The sequence below is a fragment of the Streptomyces sp. NPDC007856 genome, from assembly GCF_042868225.1.
Lineage (GTDB): Bacteria > Actinomycetota > Actinomycetes > Streptomycetales > Streptomycetaceae > Streptomyces.
The window spans coordinates 24990-44252 of record NZ_JBIAEC010000022.1 but is presented as its reverse complement, the minus strand read 5'-3'; the positions used below and the strand labels follow the sequence as shown (position 1 = coordinate 44252).

Genomic DNA, 19263 nt, shown 5'->3' with positions numbered 1-19263 from the left:
CGTGGGCTGACAGGCATGGGCGCAGCCGGTCCTGGGCGCCGGATACCCGTGGTGCGCCGAATTCAGCGCCGGCGTCCCCCACGACCTGGTCGCCGCTTTCGCCGCCGCGCTCGCCTCACCGTACCCGGTGCCCCGACGCACGCTGCCGAAGCTCGCGATGGGGCGGCTGACCGTCATACCCCGCAGCTGGTCGCTGCCCTTCCAACCACCCCTACCGTCATGGCGGCGCTGCTGCACCAGCTGGTCAGGACACGACGGAGTGCTGGGGCACGGTGCCCGCGTTGGTCGGCGTGGAGCGGGTGGTGTACTGCGGCACGGGGGCGTCGTCGCGGCCGGTGTCGCGCACGAGTCCGTACCGTTCGGGGTCGGCTGAGTGCGGGGTCGGGGGAGTGGCGATGTCGTCGGCTGTCTCCTGCCAGGAGGAGGGCAGGACGTCGAGGTTGTAGTCGGCCTGGGTTTCGTTGAGGTGGAGTGTGACGCTGCCGTCGAGGTAGTAGTACTCGTTCTGCCACATCTGCTGGGCTCCCGGCGGCAGGGTGATCAGTCCTTGCTGCCTGTTGCCCATCCAGGTGCCGCCGGCGGTCGCGCCCGGCCGGCGGTCGTCCATGCGGTGGCCGCCGCCCGAGGCCACGTGGAACAGCCTTCCTCGCAGTCCGGTCCACGAGGGCATGGTCAGCAGCCCGGGGCGCAGCCCGTACATCACGTCCCAGTGGACGGTGAAGTAGCCCTTCCCACGCAGTACCACCGTGTCCCCGCGGTGGACGAGCTGGTAGCCGTCCAGGTGCCTCTTGAGCCCCGTCATCGTCACCGTGGTCTGCGGGCGGTGGGGCAATGCCGCGGGCGGCCGGTCCGGCGGCGGCGCGCTGTCCACGGTGTCGACCACGGACCCGTACCGCGGCCGGGGCTCGGGCCGGGGCGAGGGACGCGAGACGGCCGAGCCCAGTACCGGTGCCGGCCGCGACGGTGATGCGGATGCGGATGCGGTGGGCGAGGGCGCGTGTGCCGGGCTGGAAGCCGTCGGGGCGGTGGCCGGGCGCGCCGACGGGCTGGACCATGGGGCCGCGGCCACGAGCGCGCCGCCCACGGCGAGCAGCGCACTCGCCGCCACCGCGACCTTCGCGGTGAGGCTCGTCCCTGCGGTCCCTGCCGTTCCCGCCGTCGCGGAACCCCCGCCGCCTGAAGTGGCCGCGGTGCCGGCATGGTCGGCCGCCGCGGCGTGCGTTCCCGCGGACTGCCACGGGCGCCAGGCCAGCAGTGCCGCCGGCACGGGCAGGAGGGCCAGGGGCGCCAGCAGGCCTTCGGGCGCCAGGATGCCCTCCTCGTGGCGCACGCACCGCGGGCACTGCCGCACATGGCGGCCGAGGCGTTTGCGCCACAGGCCGCTGGGGGCCCCGTTCCAGTCCAGCGTCAGCCGGGTCAGTTCCCCGCATGCGGGCCTGGCCGCGAGGGCTCGGACGATGACGCGGGAGGTGTGCAGGCGTTCCTTCATACGTTGCACCCGTACAGCCGCTTGATGGCTGGTCATGTCCAGAGCGGAAGCGAGCTCGGCCCGGGCGAGCCGGTCGGCCGTCTCCAGCCACCACAGTGACAGCAGCTCCCGGTCGTCCTCGTCGAGCCAACGGGTCGCGTGCAAGGTCTCCTCGCGCTGCCCGGACAGCCGCAGGTTGAGGATGACCCCCTCGGCGAAGTCGGCGGCCGGATCGGGCCGGTGCTCAGCCGCGTCGAACGCCGCTCCCGTCGTCTCCCTCCTGCCGCGCCTGCGGATGTGGTCGCGGACCTCGTTCACGGTGATGGTGATCACCCAGGACCGGAACGCCTCCGGGCGTTCCAGTCCCCCGATGCCGCGCAGGATGCGCATCATCGTCTCCTGGACGATGTCGTCGACGTCGTCGCGGTACGGGTGCGCACGCGCCGCGACGCTGTAGACCACCGGAAGCGTCCGGGAGCTGAGCTCTTCCAGGGCGCCGCGTTCGCCGGCCCGAGCCGCGGCGATCACGTCGGCCGCGGGCTCGGCATGCCTTGGCATCGGTTCTCCCTTCGACCTGCCGCGGGTACGAGGCCCCGCTCGCGCCGACCGGGTCGGGTTGCGGGGTCCTCGGGCAACCGCCGTCGGTATCACGGGCGCCGTGGCAGCGATGCCATCGTAAGAGGTGAGCGCTGACAGCCATGCGCGGGCCGTGGAATCAGTGGCGGCCGGGGATCAGCGGGAGTGACGCGGGGCCGTACGCTGGCGCGAGCGACTGCGTACGAAGACGAAGACCGCGGCGACGCCGGTGAGAACGACGCCCGCCAGTCCTGTGACGGTCCACAGAGTACCGAAGTTGCTGCCGGTGTCCGCCATGGTGCCGGTGGCGGAGGCCAGGGGCGGGGCCGCTCGGCCGGTCCGGGCGGGGGAGGGTGCCGGTCCTGTCGCGGCGGAGGACGGCTGTGCGGCCGTGGTGGACGTGAGAGCGGTGAGCACGGTGTGGGCGTCGCCCTGGCTCACGGAGAAGCGTGCCCCGCCGATGGCGAGACGGGTACCGGAGACTGTTGCGGTCGCCGAACCGACGGTCAGCTCGGGGGAGTTCCGGGAAAGCAGGATCTTCGCGCCCTTGACGACCTGTAGCCTGCGCAGGGTCGTGTCGCGTGCCCCGCTGAGGTCCAGGACGGCCGTGGGACTGGTCAGAGCGACCGCGTCAGATGTCCGCAGGGAGGTCCCGGAGACGATCAGGGTGCCTTTGGCCACGGTGGTGGCGCCGGTGTAGGCGGCGCTGGTGACGGTGGTGGCCGCGGCTCCGCTCTGCGTCACCGATCCGGCACCGGTCACCGCCGGGAGGGAGGTGGGTGTCCTGGTGTTGCGGAGCACGAGTGAACCGTTGTCGATCACTTTGTCGAGGGCTCCGCCGGTGTGCAGGCTTCCGTCGCCGCCCGCGGTCCCGGAGCCGAGATGGAGGGTCGCATTCCTGTCGATGGTGGTGGATCCGTCGTAGTACTGCGCCGCTGCGAAGGTCACGTCGTTGCCACTGGTGTCGGCGATGACGACGTCCCCGGCGCCGGGAGCGCTGAGGGTGTCGTGATACATGCCGCCGCCGATGGGCGCGCCCAGGGTTACCGGTCCGTTGTAGTCGAAGGTGAGCCGGGAGCGCTGCCGTCTCGTGTGCAGGTTGATGTAGACCGTCTGCGCCGTGCCGGGCATGAAGATCTGGTGCGTGGTCCCGTCGCCCCACTGGACGTCGGCGCCCTCGACGTTGGTGCCGCGTTTGTTGAGTTTGTGGGCCACGGGCCGCCAGTTCAGTCCGGGGTCGCTCAGCGAGGGCGCCGCCCCGTCGCCGCTGTCACTCCAGCTGTAGACGCCGGTGAGGATCACCTTGCTTCCCGGGCGGGAATGCACGTTGACGTCGTTGCCGTACTCGTGGCTGTAGAAGTTCTGCCGCTGTACGACAGTGTGGTTGAGCGGGGTGTCGATGATCCACGAACCGCGGTTGACGACGGAGCGGGCGTTGGGCAGGTCGGCGGCACAGGTGGTGCTCGCGAAGTTGACGCCCGTGCCGTTGTCGAAGATGCCGGAGAACGGGTTGGTGCCGCAGATCTGGAGCGTTCCCCACATGTTGCGGGGCTGGGTGACCAGGCCGGAGCCGCTGATGACGCCCAGGTTGAACAGGCGGGTCAGCGACAGGCGCAGTGTGCCGTCCACCCGGACGTTGTCCTGGTTCTGCTGGTAACCGGGCGTGTTGTACGGGAAGGACCCGATCAGGCCGGTCGTACCGCCGGTGCCGTACTGGAGGGTTGCCCCCGCGTCCACGGTGACCGCAGGCTCGTCGGGACTGTCGACCACCACGTACGGGTGGTTGTCGCCCGGGATCTGGACCCTCTGGTGCTGCCGGGAGTGCGGCAGGGTGAAGGTGCTGTCCTTGGTGAGGACCAGCGTACCGGTGCCGGACACACGAAGGGTTCCTTCACCGCTGATCACGCCGGTGTACGTGTGGGTTCCCTGCGGGACGCGCACGACCGCGTCGCCGGTCAGGACGACATCACGGTTCGCCAGGACGGCCGAGGTGATGTCGCCGTCTGCTGCGACTGCGCTGCCCACCGCAACCACCGGTGTGACGGCTCCCGCGACGAGAGCCGATGCCAGGACAAGGTGCCAAGATCGCTTCATCGAGTCAGGGTGCTTCCTGAAGTGCTGGTGATCCTTACGGACGTGTAGACCGGTGGCCGGCCACCGGGATCTCAAAAACCCGGAGAAGTTCTCAGGTTCCGCCCAGGCCGCCCATCCGGGCCCGGCCGGCTCGAAGGAGGCACCTGACACACTGACTGCTCGTGGGCGACCTCGTCGCCCACGAGCCGGTAATGGATGTGTACGCAGTCACGGCGGGTGACAACCCGCGGTCGAATGAGCGCGGTGGCGCGTTGTGCCCCTCGCGGAAGAGGCGCTGGTATCCGTCCTCGCCGGGGGCCGTGGGCAGGGCCTCGTGCCCGTCAGAGGGCCGTGAAGGTCCACAGGAGGTTGGTGCTGCTTCCGTAGGCCCACTGTTTGGTGACGGAGCCCGAGGCCACGTTGCCTCCGCCGTCGAGGAGCAGGCCGGTGGTGCGGTTGGTGATCGTGTGGCGGCCGTCGCCTCGGTGGGTGATCTTCCACTGCTGGTTCGTGCCGCCGTTCCACGGTGCCTGCCTGGCCGCTGAACCGTTGGCCGTGTCCCCCCAACCGTCGGCGACCATGCCGTTGGTGCGGTTGACCAGCTTGTAGTAGCCGCCGCCGACCTCTACCGCCTGCCACTGGAGGTTGGGACTGCCGTCCCAGGTCCACTGCTTGAGGTTGGACCCGGAGGCCACGTCGCCGCCGCTGTCCAGGGCAAGGCCGTCGGTGACGTTGGTGATCCGGAAGTACGTCGACGGATTGAACTGGACCTTCAGCGAGGTGATCCGGTCGTTGTTCCCCGTGCCCCGGAGATCGGCGTTGTCGGCCGTGAAGGACCATGAGGTGCCCGTGAAGTCGTCCTCTGAGTAGCCGATCAGCTGGAAGCCGGGAGCCAGGCGCAGGGACGAGAGCGTGAGTGGGCCGAGACCGGCGAGTGTCAACTGGTCCGCGGTGTAGTCGCCGGCAGGGAGCACGGCGGTCGGGCCCGAGTAGTCGACGTCCCCGAAGACCACGGCGCCGGAGAGGGGCCGCAGGCTGGGTATCCGCCCGGAGAAGGAGAGTTTCAGAACGTACGCGTTGGCGCTGAACGGCGCCGACGACGGCAGGGTCACCTTCAGCCCGGAGGCGTCCTGCGTGGGCGTGGCAAGGCTGATGTAGCTGCCGGCCGTCGAGTCGAGCAGCTTGACCGACGTCAGCGAGGAGAGGCCGATCCGGTCGGAGCTGAGCGTCTTGATCGTCAGTGAACTGCCGGGCCAGCCGAGGACGGTGGCGTACAGGACCGTGTTGTTCTTGTTCCGGGTGAAGCGTATGTCCTCCGCGGTGCCGGCCGTCGGATGGGTGAAGGAGCCCCCGCCCATCTTGGTCGGGCCTTCGCCGTACGCCGTCCAGGGCCGGGTCGAGTAGATCGACTCGCCGAAGCGCTTCAGGTAGTCGCCGATGCCGAGCAGGATGTCCTTCTGTCCCTGCGGGATGGTGCCGTCCGCCATCGGCGCGATGTTCAGCAGCATGTTGCCGTTCTTGCTCACCCGGTCGATGAGCGAGTGCAGCATCTGCTGGGTGCTGTAGTAGCCGATGCCCTGCGTGTAGCACCAGCTGGAGCTGGAGATGCTGTCGTCGGTGAGCCAGTACGGGGCGGTCAGGTCGGCTGGGCCACCGCGCTCGTAGTCGAAGACCTCGCCCTTGCTGTCGAGACCGTCCTTGTAGGTGGCGACGACCTCGCGGCCCCACGCGTTGGCCTGGTTGTAGTAGTACGACAGGAAGTTCAGGCGCTGTGTCTCGTCGACCGCGCTCAGGTCGAAGTCCTGCCAGAGGATGTCCGGTTGGGCGAGGTCGATGACCTCCTTCAGCTTGTCGTACCAGAGCTGGTTCTCCTGCGTCCTGCCCAACTGCCCGTACAGCTTCTGCAGGCTGGGGTCCGACTGTGCGGGGACGTGGTCGTAGTAGCCGTTGAAGTTGTACGCGTGGTGCATGGCGACCAGCAGCTTGAGACCCTTGGCCCGGATCGCCGTGGCGAACAGCTGCAGCAGATTGAGCTTCGGGCCCTTGGCGGCCGAGTTCCACTCGTTGACCTGGCTGTTCCACATGGAGAAGCCGTCGTGGTGTTCGGCGACCGGTCCGGCGAACCTCGCTCCCGCGTCGTTGAACAGCTGCGCCCACGCGTCGGGGTCGAAGTTGCCGCCCGCCGACTTCAGCTTCGGTGCGAACTGCACGAAGTTGCCCGCCAGGTCCTTCGCCCCGTTGATGAAGTTGTGGTACGGCCACACGGACGGGTCGCCGTAGGTCGCGATGTGGTGCTGGTTGACCGCGTCGCCGCTGATGTACATGCGGCGCGGATACCACTCGTTCCCATAGGCCGGAACGCTGAAGACGCCCCAGTGGAAGTAGACGCCGAACTTGGCGTCCTGGAACCACTCGGGGGCAGGCGGGTGCTGGTCGACCGAGGGCCACGCCGGTGTGTAGGTGCTTGTTGCCGCCTGTGCGACGCCGGACCCCAGGCCGCCGCCGGCGACGGCCGCCGCCGCTACACCCGTGGCGGCGGCCAGGAATTGACGTCTGTTGAACGAGCTCGACATGAGGACATCCCTGATGTGGGGGACAAAGGGAAGACACGGCGCCCACGGCACTGGAGCGCCGGACGTTACGCACGAAGTTCGAGCATGTGACGCCCTGATGTCAACGGGCGTGCAGGGATGAAAGCACCCCGCCGGCGCGCCGTTTTGTCGCATATGAGTGCCATTATCCCTGTTATTGGATCCCAGACATGGAATGTCTGAGGGGTGTGCGGATTGAGGCTCGCCACACGGGGAGTCCGCAGACAAGCCGTCACCCCCTCACGAATGCGCATGATTGATGGGATTGATTTGCCCCCGGTGTGCCGCTGCGAACTCCAAGCGCCTCTCTATTTCACTGGTTTGACCCGACACCTAGACAGCGCCATCGGTCGCCGCCTATACATACATCCCATGTCTTCGATGTGGCGGCACACAGCTGTCGCCCTGCACACCAACTCCCGCTCCGGGACCAGCGCGAGGAAGTACCGATGAGACTCAGAACTGCCCTCTGCTCCACCGCCTCAGTCCTGTCCGCCCTGGCACTGCTCAGCGCCTGCAGCGGCTCGGGCACCGCTTCGTCGAGCAGTTCCTTGCTGGTCGGCGTCGACTACCCCCGCTCCGACACGGACTTCTGGAACTCGTACATCAAGTACACGCCCAGGTACGCCGGACAGCTGGGCCTGTCGCTGAAGACGACGAACTCGCAGAACGACGTCGCCAAGCTGACCGCCAACGCGCAGACGTTCATCAGCCAGGGTGTGAAGGGCATCGCGATGGCGCCCCAGGACACCGCCGCCGTCGCGCCGACGCTGGCGCAGCTGGAGGCGAAGAAGATCCCCGTCGTCACCATCGACACCCGCCCCGACAGCGGCAAGGTGTTCATGGTGGTGCGGGCCGACAACCGGGCCTACGGCGAGAAGGCCTGCCAGTTCCTCGGCACCAAGCTGAACGGCAAGGGCAAGGTCGTCATGCTCGAGGGCGGCCTCGACTCGATCAACGGCCGTGACCGAACCGAGGCGTTCAACGACTGCATGAAGAAGAACTTCCCCGGCATCAAGGTGCTCGGGGAGGCCACGAACTGGGACGGTGCCGTCGCCGCGCAGAAGCTGCAGACCGATCTGACGGCCAATCCGGACATCAAGGGCGTCTACATGCAGTCCAGCTTTGCCCTGTCCGGCACGCTGCAGGTCCTCAAGCAGAGGGGGCTGCTGGCCGGCCCGAAGGACCCCAAGCACGTGTTCGTGGTCTCCAACGACGGCATTCCCGAGGAACTCAAGGACATCACCGCCGGCCAGATCGACGCCACCGTGTCCCAGCCGGCCGACCTCTACGCCAAGTACGCCCTGTACTACCTGAAGGCCGCGATCGACGGGAAGACGTTCAAGCCCGGCAAGACCGACCACAACAGCACCATCATCCAGGTCCGCCCCGGTCTGCTCGAGGACCAGCTCTCCGCTCCGCTGGTCACCGTCGACGGCGGCAGCTACGGCGGCGTGTCCAGCGTCAAGAGCAGCGACGCCTCCCTGTGGGGCAACAACCACGGCTGACCTGCCCTGTCAGGCGCCCAACGGATAACGACTACAAGGTGGTTGTGATGAGCGACGGGGAGCGAGCAGTCAGCCCCGCGCCCGCCCCGGCGGACGACGGACGGTCGCCGGTGGGCCCGCCCGTCGTCGAGGCGACGGGCATAGTCAAACGATTCGGTCCGACGGTGGCACTCAACGGCGCCCGGATCACCATCAGGCCCGGCGAGACCCACGCGCTCGTCGGCCGCAACGGGGCCGGCAAGTCGACGCTCGTGTCGGTCCTGACCGGCCTGCAGGCCCCCGACGAGGGAACGGTCACCTTCGGCGGCGGCCCCGCACCACGACTCGCGGACCGCGACGCCTGGCGACAGCGCGTGGCCTGCGTCTACCAGAAGTCGACGATCATCCCCACCCTGACCGTCGCAGAGAACCTCTTCCTGAACCGGCACGACCACGGCCGCAGCGGGCTCATCAGCTGGCAGGGTGTGCGCCGGCGGGCGCAGGAGCTGCTGTCGACGTGGTCGGTGGACGTCGACCCACAGACCTCGGCCGGCGATCTGACCGTGGAGCAGCGGCAGTTCGTGGAGATCGCCCGGGCGCTGTCCTTCGGAGCCCGGTTCATCATCCTCGACGAGCCGACCGCCCAGCTCGACGGCGCGGCCATCAACCGGCTCTTCGACCGCATTCGCGACCTGCAGCGCCAGGGTGTGACCTTCCTGTTCATCAGCCACCATCTCCAGGAGGTCTACGACATCTGCGACATGGTGACGGTGTTCCGCGACGCCCGGCACATCGTGACCGCGCCTGTCGTGGAGCTTCCCCGCACCGAGCTGGTCGCCGCGATGACCGGCGAGGCGGCGGCCGACCGGCTGCAGGTGCGGTCGAGCACCCTCGACCGCACCGCCACGCCCGCGCTGTCCGTGCAGGCGCTGGGCAGTGACGGCGCTTACGGTGATGTCACCTTCCAGGTGGGCGCCGGGGAGATCGTCGGACTCGCGGGTGCCGCCGGCAGCGGTCGCACCGAGGTCGCCGAGACGGTCGTAGGTCTGCGGGCGGCACAGGCGGGCGAGGTGGAGATCGCCGGGCGGCGGCCCCGGCCGGGCAGCGTGCCCGCCGCGCTCGCCGCGGGCGCCGGGTTCGTCCCGCAGGACCGGCACCACCAGGGCTTCGTGCCCGACATGTCGATCGCGGACAACGCCACGCTGTCCGTTCCTCGCAGGCTCGGCAAGAACGGCTTCCTCAGCCGTGACCGACGGGACCGGCTCGCCGGCGACATGATCGAGAGGCTGGCGATCAAGACGCCTGGACCGGAGCTGCCCGTCTCCGCGCTCTCGGGCGGCAACCAGCAGAAGGTCGTCATGGCCCGCGCCCTGGCGGACGACCCGCGCCTGCTGGTGCTGATCAATCCGACCGCGGGCGTGGACGTGCGCTCCAAGGAGTTCCTGCTCGGCAAGGTCGAGGAGACCGCGGAGACCGGCACCGGAGTGCTCATCGCCTCCGACGAACTCGACGACCTGCGCATGTGCGACCGGGTCCTGGTGATGTTCCAGGGCCGTGTGACCTCAGAGATGGCCCGCGGCTGGCACGACCACGAACTCGTGGCCGCGATGGAAGGAGTGGACCTCAATGCCTGAGACCGTCCTCGCGGACGCGGCAGCCAAGGCCGTGGAACCCAGGCACAAGCGCACCGCGCTGCTCGGTGGCCGAATCCCCCTGGCCCGCCTGCGCGACCTCGCACTCGTCCCCGCGATCGTCGTCATCGCGATCGTCGGCCAGATCGTCAACCCGGTCTTCCTGCAGGCGGACAACCTCATCAACGTCCTGCAGACCATGTCGGAGATGGCCCTGCTGGTCCTCGCCCAGACGATGATCCTGATCGTCAAGAAGATGGACCTGTCCCTGGAGTCCACCATGGGCCTCGCGCCCGGCGTCGCGGCCTGGCTGGTCGTTCCGGCGGGCACCGGACACGGACTCGGCCTGCTCCCCGGCGCCTGGTCGATCCCCCTCACCCTCGCCGTGGGCGCGCTCGTCGGCGTGATCAACTCACTGCTGATCATCCGTTTCGGCCTCAACGGCTTCATCGTCACGCTCGGCATGCTGATCGTGCTGCGCGGCATTCTCACCGGCATCTCCGGCGGCCAGACCTTCTTCCAGCTGCCGCAGTCGATGCTCTACATCGGTACCACGGAGTGGTTCGGGATGCCGGCCTCCATCTGGATATGCCTGGCACTGTTCGCCGTCGCCATCGTCGTCCTGGGCTGGACCAGCTTCGGCCGCTCCCTGTACGCCATCGGCGGCAACGTCGACGCGGCGAAGGCAGCCGGCATCCGCACCGACCGGGTGCTGTGGATCGTCATCGTCACCGGCAGCGTGCTCGCCGCCCTCGCCGGACTGATGCTGTCAGGCCGGCTGGCCTCGGTCGCCTCCGCACAGGGCAACGGCTACATCTTCACCGTCTTCGCCGCCGCCGTCATCGGCGGAATCAGCCTCAACGGCGGCAAGGGCACCATGTTCGGCGCGTTCTGCGGCATCCTGCTGCTCTTCATGATCCAGAACGTGCTCACGCTGGCGGGCGTCCCCGCTCAGTGGATCGGCGCTCTGAACGGACTGATCATCCTGGTCGCCCTCGCCATCTCCCGCATCACCGGCGGCAAGGTCCAGGAGTGACGCGGGCGGCCCCACCGGCCGCCCGACCTCCGCCGTATTCACGTCTCGTCGCACGGGGACCAATTCCCCTTGCCCCTCACAGGAGTTGCCGCCATGTCCTCCACCGTGCCCCCATCCGCCCGCATCACCGCCCTGGACGTCCTGGATGTGCGATTCCCCACCTCCGAACACCTCGACGGCTCGGACGCCATGAACCCCGAGCCCGACTACTCCGCCGCCTACGTGGTCCTGCGCACCGACGCCGGCGACGGACTGGAGGGCCACGCTCTGGCCTTCACCACCGGACGCGGCAACGACGTGCAGGCCGCCGCCATCGCGGCGCTCGCTCCGCACGTGGTCGGCCTGTCGGTGGAGGAGGTCTGCGCCGACCTCGGCGCGTTCTCCCGCTCCCTCGTGCACGATCCCCAACTGCGCTGGCTGGGGCCGGAGAAGGGCGCCATCCACATGGCCACCGGCGCGGTGGTCAACGCCGCCTGGGACCTGGCCGCCAAGCGCGCGGGCAAGCCCGTATGGCGCTACCTCAGCGACATGTCTCCCGAGGAACTGGTCGCCCAGGTCGACTTCCGCTGGCTCAGCGACGCCCTCACCCCCGAGGAGGCGCTGGACATCCTGCGCCGTGCCGAACCGGGGCGCGAGCGCCGCATCGGCCGTCTCATCGACCAGGGCTACCCCGCCTACACGACCACCCCCGGCTGGCTCGGCTACTCCGACGAGAAGCTGGCCCGCCTCGCCCGCGAGGCCGTCGCCGACGGCTTCACCCAGATCAAGCTGAAGGTCGGCGCCTCCCTGGAGGACGACGTTCGGCGCATGCGCGTCGCCCGCGAGACGGTCGGCCCGGACATCCGCATCGCCGTCGACGCCAACCAGCGCTGGGACGTCCAGCCCGCCATCGACTGGATGCGCGCCCTGGCGCCGTACGAGCCGTACTGGATCGAGGAGCCGACCTCCCCCGACGACGTCCTCGGCCACGCGGCCGTCCGCCGGGCGCTCGGCCCCATCAAGGTCGCCACCGGTGAGCACATCGCCAACCGGGTCGTCTTCAAGCAGCTGCTGCAGGCAGGCGCGGTGGACATCGTGCAGATCGACTCGGCCCGGGTCGGCGGCGTGAACGAGAACATCGCGATCCTGCTGCTCGCCGCGAAGTTCGGGGTGCCGGTCTGTCCGCACGCCGGCGGTGTGGGTCTGTGCGAGATGGTGCAGCACCTGTCGATGTTCGACTACATCGCCGTGTCCGGCACCACCGACGACCGGGTCATCGAGTACGTCGACCACCTGCACGAGCACTTCGTCGATCCCGTCCGCATCGTCGACGGTCACTATCTCGCGCCGACCCTGCCCGGACTGAGCGCGCAGATGCACCCGGACTCGCTCAAGGAGTACGCATACCCCGACGGCCCCGTCTGGAGCGCTCGTGCCTGACACCCAGGTACTCGTCGACGCCCACCACCACGTGTGGGACCTGGACCTCCGGCCGCAGCCCTGGCTGGACGAACCAGGGCACGAGCCGATCCGCCGTACCTTCGGCACCGACGACCTGCGCACAGCCGCGACCGCGACCCTGGCAGGACGGCGGCTGGAGTGCACGGTGCTCGTCCAGTGCGTCGCCTCGGTCGACGAGACGCGTGAGTTCCTCGCCCTCGCCGACGGCGACCCGCTCATCGGCGCGGTCGTGGGCTGGGCGGACCTCACGTCCCCCGCGATCGGCGGCGTACTGGACGCGCTGTGCGCCGGGCACGGCGGTACGTATCTGAGAGCCGTACGTCACCTCGTCCAGGGGGAGTCCGATCCCGACTGGCTCCAACAGGCCTCTGTGGAGCGGGGATTGCGGGCGGTGAGTGAACGCGGCCTGGGGTACGACCTGCTCCTCCGCAGCCATCAGTTCCCCCAGGCGATCCGCCTGGCAGAACGCCTGCCCGAACTTCCCCTGGTCCTCGACCACGCCGGCAAACCACCCATCGCCCGGCACGACCTGGACGACTGGGAGCGGGGCGTGCGCCGGCTCGCCACGCATCCCCAGGTGCGCTGCAAGGTCTCCGGCGTGGTCACCGAGGCCGACCACGCGAAGTGGACCATCGACGACATCCGGCCAGTGTGGGAGGTCCTGCTGGCGGCCTTCGGCCCCGACCGGCTGATGTTCGGCTCCGACTGGCCGGTCTGCGTCCTCGCCGGCGGCTGGAACCGGTGGGCCGCCACCGTGGAGGAACTCCTGGCGGGCTGTTCCGCCGCCGAGACCGAGGCGGTCCTCGCCGGCACGGCCACCACGTTCTACCGCCTCGATGCCGCTGAAAGGAAGAGACGGACTCCATGCTCCTGACCGAACTCCTGCACCCGGGGATCCTCGAAGCCCTGGCGGGCGCCGGACATGGAGCCCGGGTGCTGCTCGCCGACGGCCACTATCCGGCGAGTACGGCCACCGGCCCGCGAACCAGGACCGTCCATCTCAACCTGGCGCCGGGTCTGCTGGATGTCACCACCGTGCTCGACGTCCTGCTGCGCGCCCTGCCCGTCGAGTCAGCGCATGTGATGGTGCCGCCCGAGGGCGAGCCGGAGCCGCCGGCCATCGCGGAGTACCGCTCGATGCTGGCGCCCGTCCCGGTCGAGACGCTCGGCCGCTTCGAGTTCTACGACGCCGCCCGCTCACCCGACCTGACCCTCGCCGTCGTCACCGCCGACATCCGCACCTATGCCAACCTGCTGCTCACCATCGGCGTCCGCGCTGAAGGGACCCTGAGAACACCATGACACTCGCAGTCCGCTACCTGGCCGCCCGCACCCTGGACACCGCGCCCGCCGAGAACCCGCCCCCCGGCCCCGGCCAGGTGGAGATCGCCCCCGCCTACGTCGGCATCTGCGGGACCGACCTGCACATCTTCCACGGCGACATGGACGCTCGGGTGTCCGTGCCCGCCGTCCTCGGCCACGAGATGTCCGGCCATATCGTACGGGTCGGCCCCGGCGTGGAGGGCTGGTCGCCCGGGGACGCGGTCACCGTGATGCCGCTGCGCTGGGACGACACCTGTCCGGCCTGCCAGGCGGGGCATCGGCACATCTGCCGGCACCTGGACTTCATCGGCATCGACTCCCCGGGCGCGATGCAGCAGCGCTGGGCCGTGCCCGCCCCCACCCTCATCCGGCTGCCCGGCTCCCTCCCTCTGGACCACGCCGCCCTCGTGGAGCCCACCGCGGTCGCGGTGCACGACGTCGGCCGGGCCCAGGTCCGCGACGGAGAGAAGGCCGTCGTGGTCGGCGGCGGCCCCGTCGGCGTCCTCATCGCCCTGGTCGCCCGGGCAGCCGGAGCCGACGTCCGGGTGGTCGAGCCGAGCCCTCACCGGCGGCGGCTCGCCGAGGAGCTGGGGCTGGCCACCTGGGATCCGGGTGCCGACGACGTGCCCGAGCTGGTCCGGCAGTGGACCGGCGACGCAGGCGCGGACGTCGCCTTCGAAGTCTCCGGCGCACAGGGCGGAGTGGACACCGCCGTCGAGGTTCTCGGCGTTCGCGGCCGGTTGTGCCTGGTGGCCATCCACGCCCGCCCGCGCGAGGTGAACCTGCACCGCTTCTTCTGGCGTGAACTCACGCTCGTGGGCGCCCGGTTGTACGACCGTTCCGACTTCGAGCGGGCGGTCGCCGTGGTCGCCGACGGCACCATCCCGGCCGATCGGCTGATCAGCAAGGTCGTCCCCCTCACCCAGGCGCCGGCCGCCTTCGAGGCCCTGGAGGGCGGCGGTGACGTGATGAAGATCCTCGTGGACTGCACCGACGACGCTCAGGGAGCCGCCGTATGACCGCCTTCGACCTCACCGGGAAGCTCGCCGTCGTCACGGGAGCCCGGCGGGGCATCGGCCGCGCCATGGCCCGCGCGCTCGCCGAGGCCGGCGCGGACGTCATCGCCGTCAGCGCCTCACTGGAGGAGTCCGGCAGCGCGGTGGAGAAGGACGTTCTCGCCGCGGGCCGCACCTTCGAGGCCATCCGCACCGACTTTGCCAATCCGGACGCCGTACGGGCGCTGGGCGCGGACCTCGCCGGGCGTGAGCGGCCGGTGGACATCCTGGTCAACAACGCGGGCACGATCCGCCGCGCCCCGGCCGTCGAACACACCGATGACAACTGGGAGTTGGTCCTCCAGGTCAACCTCAACGCCCAGTTCGCCCTGTCCCGCGCGGTGGGCGCGGCCATGGTGGCGCGCGGCCACGGGAAGATCATCTTTACGGCGTCGCTGCTCAGCTTCCAGGGCGGCATCACCGTCCCGGGCTACACCGCCGCCAAGCACGGCATCGCCGGCCTGACCAAGGCCCTGGCCAACGAGTGGGCCCCGCACGGTGTCAACGTCAACGCCATCGCGCCCGGCTACATCGCCACCGACAACACCCGGGCTCTGCAGGACGACCCCGTCCGCAGCAAGGCGATCCTGGACCGCATCCCGGCCGCGCGCTGGGGCAGCGCCGACGACCTCGCGGGCGCCACGGTGTTCCTCGCCTCGGACGCCGCCGCCTACGTGCACGGCACCGTCCTGCCCGTCGACGGCGGATGGCTCGGCCGATGAGTGACACCGACCTGGCCTCCGTACTGGCCGGCGCCCGCGTCATGCCGGTGCTGACCGTGCCCTCCGCCGCGACCGCCGGCCCGCTGGCCGACGCGCTCGCGGCGGGCGGCGCACGGTGCGCCGAGGTCACCTTCCGCACCCCCGATGCCGAGCAGGTACTCAAGACGATGGCCGCCCACGGCGGGCTGACCGTCGGCGCCGGTACGGTCCTCACGCCCGAGCAGGTGGACCTGGCCGTGGCGGCCGGGGCCCGCTTCGTCGTCTCTCCCGGCTTCGACGAGGCAGTCGTCGCCAGGTGCGGCGGTCTGGGGGTACCCGTGGTGCCCGGCATCGCCTCTGCCACCGAGCTGATGCGCGCGCTGCGGGCCGGCCTCGACACCGTCAAGCTCTTCCCCGCCGAGCCGATCGGCGGCATCCCGATGCTGCGAGCCCTGGCGGCGCCCTTCCCGCAGGCCCGATTCGTGCCGACGGGCGGCATCGACGCCTACCGCATGACCGCCTACCTCGCCGACCCGGCGGTCCTCGTCGTCGGCGGCAGCTGGATGGCCACCGCCGCCCATCTGGAACGGGGCGAGTACGAGGAGATCCGCCGGCTGACCGCCGAGGCCGTACAGAGGAGCGCGACGTGACCGACGTGGTGGCCCTCGGCGAGGTGATGCTCCGCTTCGACCCGGGCGAGGGCAGGATCCGCACCGCCCGCACCTTCCAGGTCTGGGAAGGCGGCGGCGAGTACAACGTCGTGCGGGGACTGCGCCGCTGCTTCGGGCTGCGCACGGCCGTCGTGACCGCCCTGGTCGACAACGCGGTGGGGAGGCTTGCCGAGGACCTGATCCTCCAGGGCGGAGTCGAGACCTCCCTGATCCGCTGGGTGTCCGACGACGGTATCGGCCGCGCCGCCCGCAACGGGCTGAACTTCGTGGAGCGGGGCTTCGGCATCCGGGGCGCACTGGGCGTCAGCGACCGCGCGGGCACAGCCGTCTCGCAGCTGCGCAAAGGGGATGTCGACTGGGACGCGGTCTTCTCCTCGGGACCCCGCTGGTTCCACACCGGCGGCATCTTCGCCGGTCTGTCGGACACCACTGCGGACGTCGCGGACGAGGCCATGGCGGCCGCGCGGCGGCACGGGGTGACGGTCTCCTACGACCCCAACTACCGCCCAAGTCTCTGGGCCGGCCGGGGCGGCGCCGACGCCGCCCGCGAGGTCGACCTGCGGCTCGCCCGGCACGCCGATGTCGTCGTGGGTGCCCTGGGCCTGGCCGGACCGCACCCAGGGGCGCTGCGGGTCGAGGAGGACGAGGTGCAGGACGCACTCGCAGAGGTCGCGGGACGCCTGCCCCAGGCTGAGGTGCTGGCGACGACCGTGCGCACGGTGCCCTCGGCCGGGGTGAACGACTGGTCCTCGGCCGCCTGGTCGGCCCGGACCGGCTGCGTGCGTGGCCCCGACATGCCCGGCCTGCATGTCCTGGACCGCATCGGCTCCGGCGACGCGTTCGCGGCCGGACTGATCTACGGACTGCTGATGGGCGACGGCGAGGAGGGCGGCTCGGCGGCTCGCGCCAGGCCCGCGGCGACCCTCGATGCCGCCGGCCTGCAGCGCGCCCTGGCCTACGGCACCGTCCACGGCGCACTGGCCATGACCACGCCCGGTGACGTCTCCATGGCCTCACTCACCGAGGTCGAGGCTGTCATGGCAGGTGGCTCGGCCGCCGTCAGACGATGACCGGCCCTCGGCCGCCGTACCGAACCGCACCAGCAGGGGAGCACAGGTGACACATCGGACCTTCGGACACCGGAAGATCACGAACACCCCCGTCGAGCTCACGGAACTCGGCTTCGGGGCCTCCGTGATCGGCAACCTCTACCGTGTCACCCCTCCTCACGACGCGCAGGCCGCGATCGAGGCGGCCTGGGAGGCCGGCATCCGGTACTTCGACACGGCACCGCACTACGGGCTCGGTCTCTCCGAGCGGCGCCTGGGCGCCGCCCTGCGGGACCGTCCACGCGACGCGTACGCCGTCTCCTCCAAGGTCGGCCGCCTGCTCGTTCCCAACGAGCAGCCGCGCGGCATCGACACCGAGGGCTTCGTGGTGCCGGACGACCTGCGCAGGCAGTGGGACTTCAGCCGTGACGGAGTGCTCCGCTCCATCGAGGCGACCTTGGAACGCACCGGCCTGGACCGCCTGGACGTCGTCTACCTGCACGACCCCGACGACCACTGGAGACAGGCCGCCGAGGAGGCCATGCCGGCCCTCGCCGACCTCCGCGACCAGAGGGTGATCGGCGCGATCGGCGCCGGTATGAACCAGTCGGCCATGCTGGCCCGCTTCCTGCGCGAGACCGCAGCCGACCTGGTCATGCTGGCCGGGCGCTACACGCTCCTCGACCAGTCGGCTCTGGACGATGTCCTGCCCGCCGCGCGGGATCTCGGCAAGAGCGTCGTGGCGGTGGGCGTGTTCAACTCGGGGCTGCTCTCCAGCGACCGCCCTGCCGAGGGCATGAAGTACGACTACCACGACGCCCCGCCTGCCCTGGTAGCCCGCGCTCGGGCGATCGCCGACGTCTGCGCGGCGCACGGCACGACCCTGCCCGCCGCCGCGATCGCCTTCCCGCGCACCCATCCCAGTATCATCAACATCACCCTCGGTATGCGGAATGCGGAGCAGGTTGCCCGAAACGTGGAACTCCACGATCTGCGGACCCCTGAAGATCTCTGGGATGATCTCCGTCGCCGAGGACTGATCAGGTCGGACGTGCCCACGGCGAACGATCCCGGAAGGAGTTCGCAGTGTCTCTGACGGACAAGGCCATAGCGCAGATCCGCGAGCTGATCCGCACGGGTGCGCTGCCTCCGGGCTCCAAGCTGCCGCCGGAGCCGGATCTGGCAGCTCAGCTGGGTCTGTCCCGCAACCTGGCCCGTGAGGCGGTCAAGGCGCTGGCCGTCGCGCGGGTGCTGGAGGTCCGGCGGGGTGACGGCACGTACGTGACCAGTCTGCAGCCGAGCCTGCTCCTGGAAGGGCTCGGCGGAGCGGTGGAACTGCTGCAGGGCGACTCCGCCGCGCTGCAGGACCTCATGGAGGTGCGGCGTCTCCTCGAACCGGTCGCCACCGCCCTGGCCGCCACCCGGATCTCCGACGAGCAGCTTGCCGAGGTCGAGCGGCACCTGGACGCCATGCGCGAGGCCCGCGACGACGTCGAGCAGCTCAACATCCACGACGCCGCCTTCCACCGCGCCGTCATCACGGCCACGGGCAACGAGACCCTGCTCACCCTCCTCGAGGGCATCTCCGGCCGCACTCTGCGCGCCCGTATCTGGCGCGGCCTGGTCGACACCCAGGCCGCGGGCCGGACCCTCGCCGAGCACGAGGCGATCTTCCATGCCCTGTCCACCCGTGACGCCTCCCTCAGTCAGGCCGCCGCACTGCTGCACGTGAACAACACCGAACAGTGGCTCAGAGAACACCTGCGTTCCGGCCAGGCTCCTCCCCTTCGGTAGACCTCGACAGCTTCACCTGCCCAGGCGCGGTGCCCTTGCCCAGTTGGACGCGGATGTCCGGTGCGCGAGGGAGTGTCGTCGGCCGGTCCAGGGCATTGCCGCTCTGCGTCCAGGTCGCCGGGGGGGCGGCGACGGTGGTGCCTGGCAGGGCTGAGGGCCGGCCCTGTGCATCCGGCTCGGCCTGGTGCAACCGGTTGGGATCGGGTCCGGTGCTCTGCCGGTCGATCACCGCGACGGCTCGGGTCGGGGAGTGACGTCCCCCGCCTCTTCCGCCCCCGCCTGTTCCCGACGGCGCGCCGCCGCATCGGAACGGCAGCCGCGTCCGCGAGCGCTGCTGAGGGTGCGTCTCCGGGCCGGACCTTCGTGCT

General features: G+C 70.1%; 15 protein-coding genes and 1 pseudogene. 13 read left to right on the top strand and 3 right to left on the bottom strand.

All coding sequences use genetic code 11. The annotated features are described in order from the left end of the window. Nucleotides 1-31: 31 nt before the first annotated feature. A pseudogene (locus tag ACFYOH_RS37565) lies at nucleotides 32-76 on the top strand (hypothetical protein); the annotation flags it as partial. Nucleotides 77-244: 168 nt separating this feature from the next. Here ACFYOH_RS37565 and ACFYOH_RS37560 read toward each other — a convergent pair. The 3 genes from ACFYOH_RS37560 to ACFYOH_RS37550 all read right to left on the bottom strand — a co-directional run bounded on the left by ACFYOH_RS37560 (nucleotide 245) and on the right by ACFYOH_RS37550 (nucleotide 6690). Next, nucleotides 245-2026: an RNA polymerase sigma factor gene (locus ACFYOH_RS37560; RefSeq protein WP_388635247.1), complete on the bottom strand. Its 1782-nt coding sequence runs from the start codon at nucleotides 2024-2026 to the stop codon at nucleotides 245-247. 174 nt (nucleotides 2027-2200) lie between these two features. Next, nucleotides 2201-4069: an autotransporter gene (locus tag ACFYOH_RS37555; RefSeq protein WP_388635245.1), complete on the bottom strand. Its 1869-nt coding sequence runs from the start codon at nucleotides 4067-4069 to the stop codon at nucleotides 2201-2203. Between the two features lie 389 nt (nucleotides 4070-4458). Next, nucleotides 4459-6690 (bottom strand): alpha-L-fucosidase, encoded by a 2232-nt coding sequence (locus ACFYOH_RS37550; RefSeq protein ID WP_388635243.1) that lies wholly within the window; start codon nucleotides 6688-6690, stop codon nucleotides 4459-4461. A gap of 467 nt (nucleotides 6691-7157) precedes the next feature. Between ACFYOH_RS37550 and ACFYOH_RS37545 the strand changes: the two genes are divergently transcribed. The 12 genes from ACFYOH_RS37545 (at nucleotide 7158) to ACFYOH_RS37490 (ending at nucleotide 18895) form a co-directional block, all read left to right on the top strand. After that, nucleotides 7158-8216: a sugar ABC transporter substrate-binding protein gene (locus ACFYOH_RS37545; protein WP_388635241.1), complete on the top strand. Its 1059-nt coding sequence runs from the start codon at nucleotides 7158-7160 to the stop codon at nucleotides 8214-8216. A 47-nt stretch (nucleotides 8217-8263) separates the two neighbouring features. Next, nucleotides 8264-9829 (top strand): sugar ABC transporter ATP-binding protein, encoded by a 1566-nt coding sequence (locus ACFYOH_RS37540; RefSeq protein ID WP_388635239.1) that lies wholly within the window; start codon nucleotides 8264-8266, stop codon nucleotides 9827-9829. Further along, on the top strand, nucleotides 9822-10862 hold the full coding sequence (locus ACFYOH_RS37535; protein ID WP_388635237.1) for an ABC transporter permease: 1041 nt from the start codon (nucleotides 9822-9824) through the stop codon (nucleotides 10860-10862). Before ACFYOH_RS37540 ends, ACFYOH_RS37535 begins: the two co-directional genes overlap by 8 nt. Before the next feature lie 93 nt (nucleotides 10863-10955). Next, the gene (locus ACFYOH_RS37530; protein WP_388635235.1) at nucleotides 10956-12281 is read left to right on the top strand and encodes an L-fuconate dehydratase; all 1326 of its coding nucleotides are present in this window, start codon (nucleotides 10956-10958) and stop codon (nucleotides 12279-12281) included. After that, nucleotides 12274-13176 (top strand): amidohydrolase family protein, encoded by a 903-nt coding sequence (locus ACFYOH_RS37525; RefSeq protein ID WP_388635233.1) that lies wholly within the window; start codon nucleotides 12274-12276, stop codon nucleotides 13174-13176. The genes ACFYOH_RS37530 and ACFYOH_RS37525 overlap by 8 nt, the downstream gene beginning before the upstream one ends. Beyond that, nucleotides 13167-13604, top strand: a complete 438-nt coding sequence (locus ACFYOH_RS37520; protein WP_388635231.1) for an RbsD/FucU domain-containing protein — start codon at nucleotides 13167-13169, stop codon at nucleotides 13602-13604. Before ACFYOH_RS37525 ends, ACFYOH_RS37520 begins: the two co-directional genes overlap by 10 nt. Next, nucleotides 13601-14644: a zinc-binding dehydrogenase gene (locus ACFYOH_RS37515; protein ID WP_388635229.1), complete on the top strand. Its 1044-nt coding sequence runs from the start codon at nucleotides 13601-13603 to the stop codon at nucleotides 14642-14644. Before ACFYOH_RS37520 ends, ACFYOH_RS37515 begins: the two co-directional genes overlap by 4 nt. Further along, nucleotides 14641-15402: an SDR family oxidoreductase gene (locus ACFYOH_RS37510; RefSeq protein ID WP_388635227.1), complete on the top strand. Its 762-nt coding sequence runs from the start codon at nucleotides 14641-14643 to the stop codon at nucleotides 15400-15402. Before ACFYOH_RS37515 ends, ACFYOH_RS37510 begins: the two co-directional genes overlap by 4 nt. Beyond that, complete coding sequence (locus ACFYOH_RS37505; protein WP_388635225.1) at nucleotides 15399-16031, top strand: bifunctional 4-hydroxy-2-oxoglutarate aldolase/2-dehydro-3-deoxy-phosphogluconate aldolase; 633 nt, start codon at nucleotides 15399-15401, stop codon at nucleotides 16029-16031. The genes ACFYOH_RS37510 and ACFYOH_RS37505 overlap by 4 nt, the downstream gene beginning before the upstream one ends. Next, nucleotides 16028-17122: a PfkB family carbohydrate kinase gene (locus ACFYOH_RS37500; protein WP_388635223.1), complete on the top strand. Its 1095-nt coding sequence runs from the start codon at nucleotides 16028-16030 to the stop codon at nucleotides 17120-17122. Before ACFYOH_RS37505 ends, ACFYOH_RS37500 begins: the two co-directional genes overlap by 4 nt. A 46-nt stretch (nucleotides 17123-17168) precedes the next feature. Further along, entirely contained in the window at nucleotides 17169-18197 is a 1029-nt protein-coding gene (locus ACFYOH_RS37495) for an aldo/keto reductase (RefSeq protein WP_388635221.1), read from the top strand. Then, a complete protein-coding gene (locus ACFYOH_RS37490) occupies nucleotides 18188-18895 on the top strand; it encodes a FadR/GntR family transcriptional regulator (RefSeq protein WP_388635219.1) in 708 nt (235 codons plus the stop codon). The genes ACFYOH_RS37495 and ACFYOH_RS37490 overlap by 10 nt, the downstream gene beginning before the upstream one ends. The last annotated feature ends 368 nt before the right edge of the window (nucleotides 18896-19263 follow it).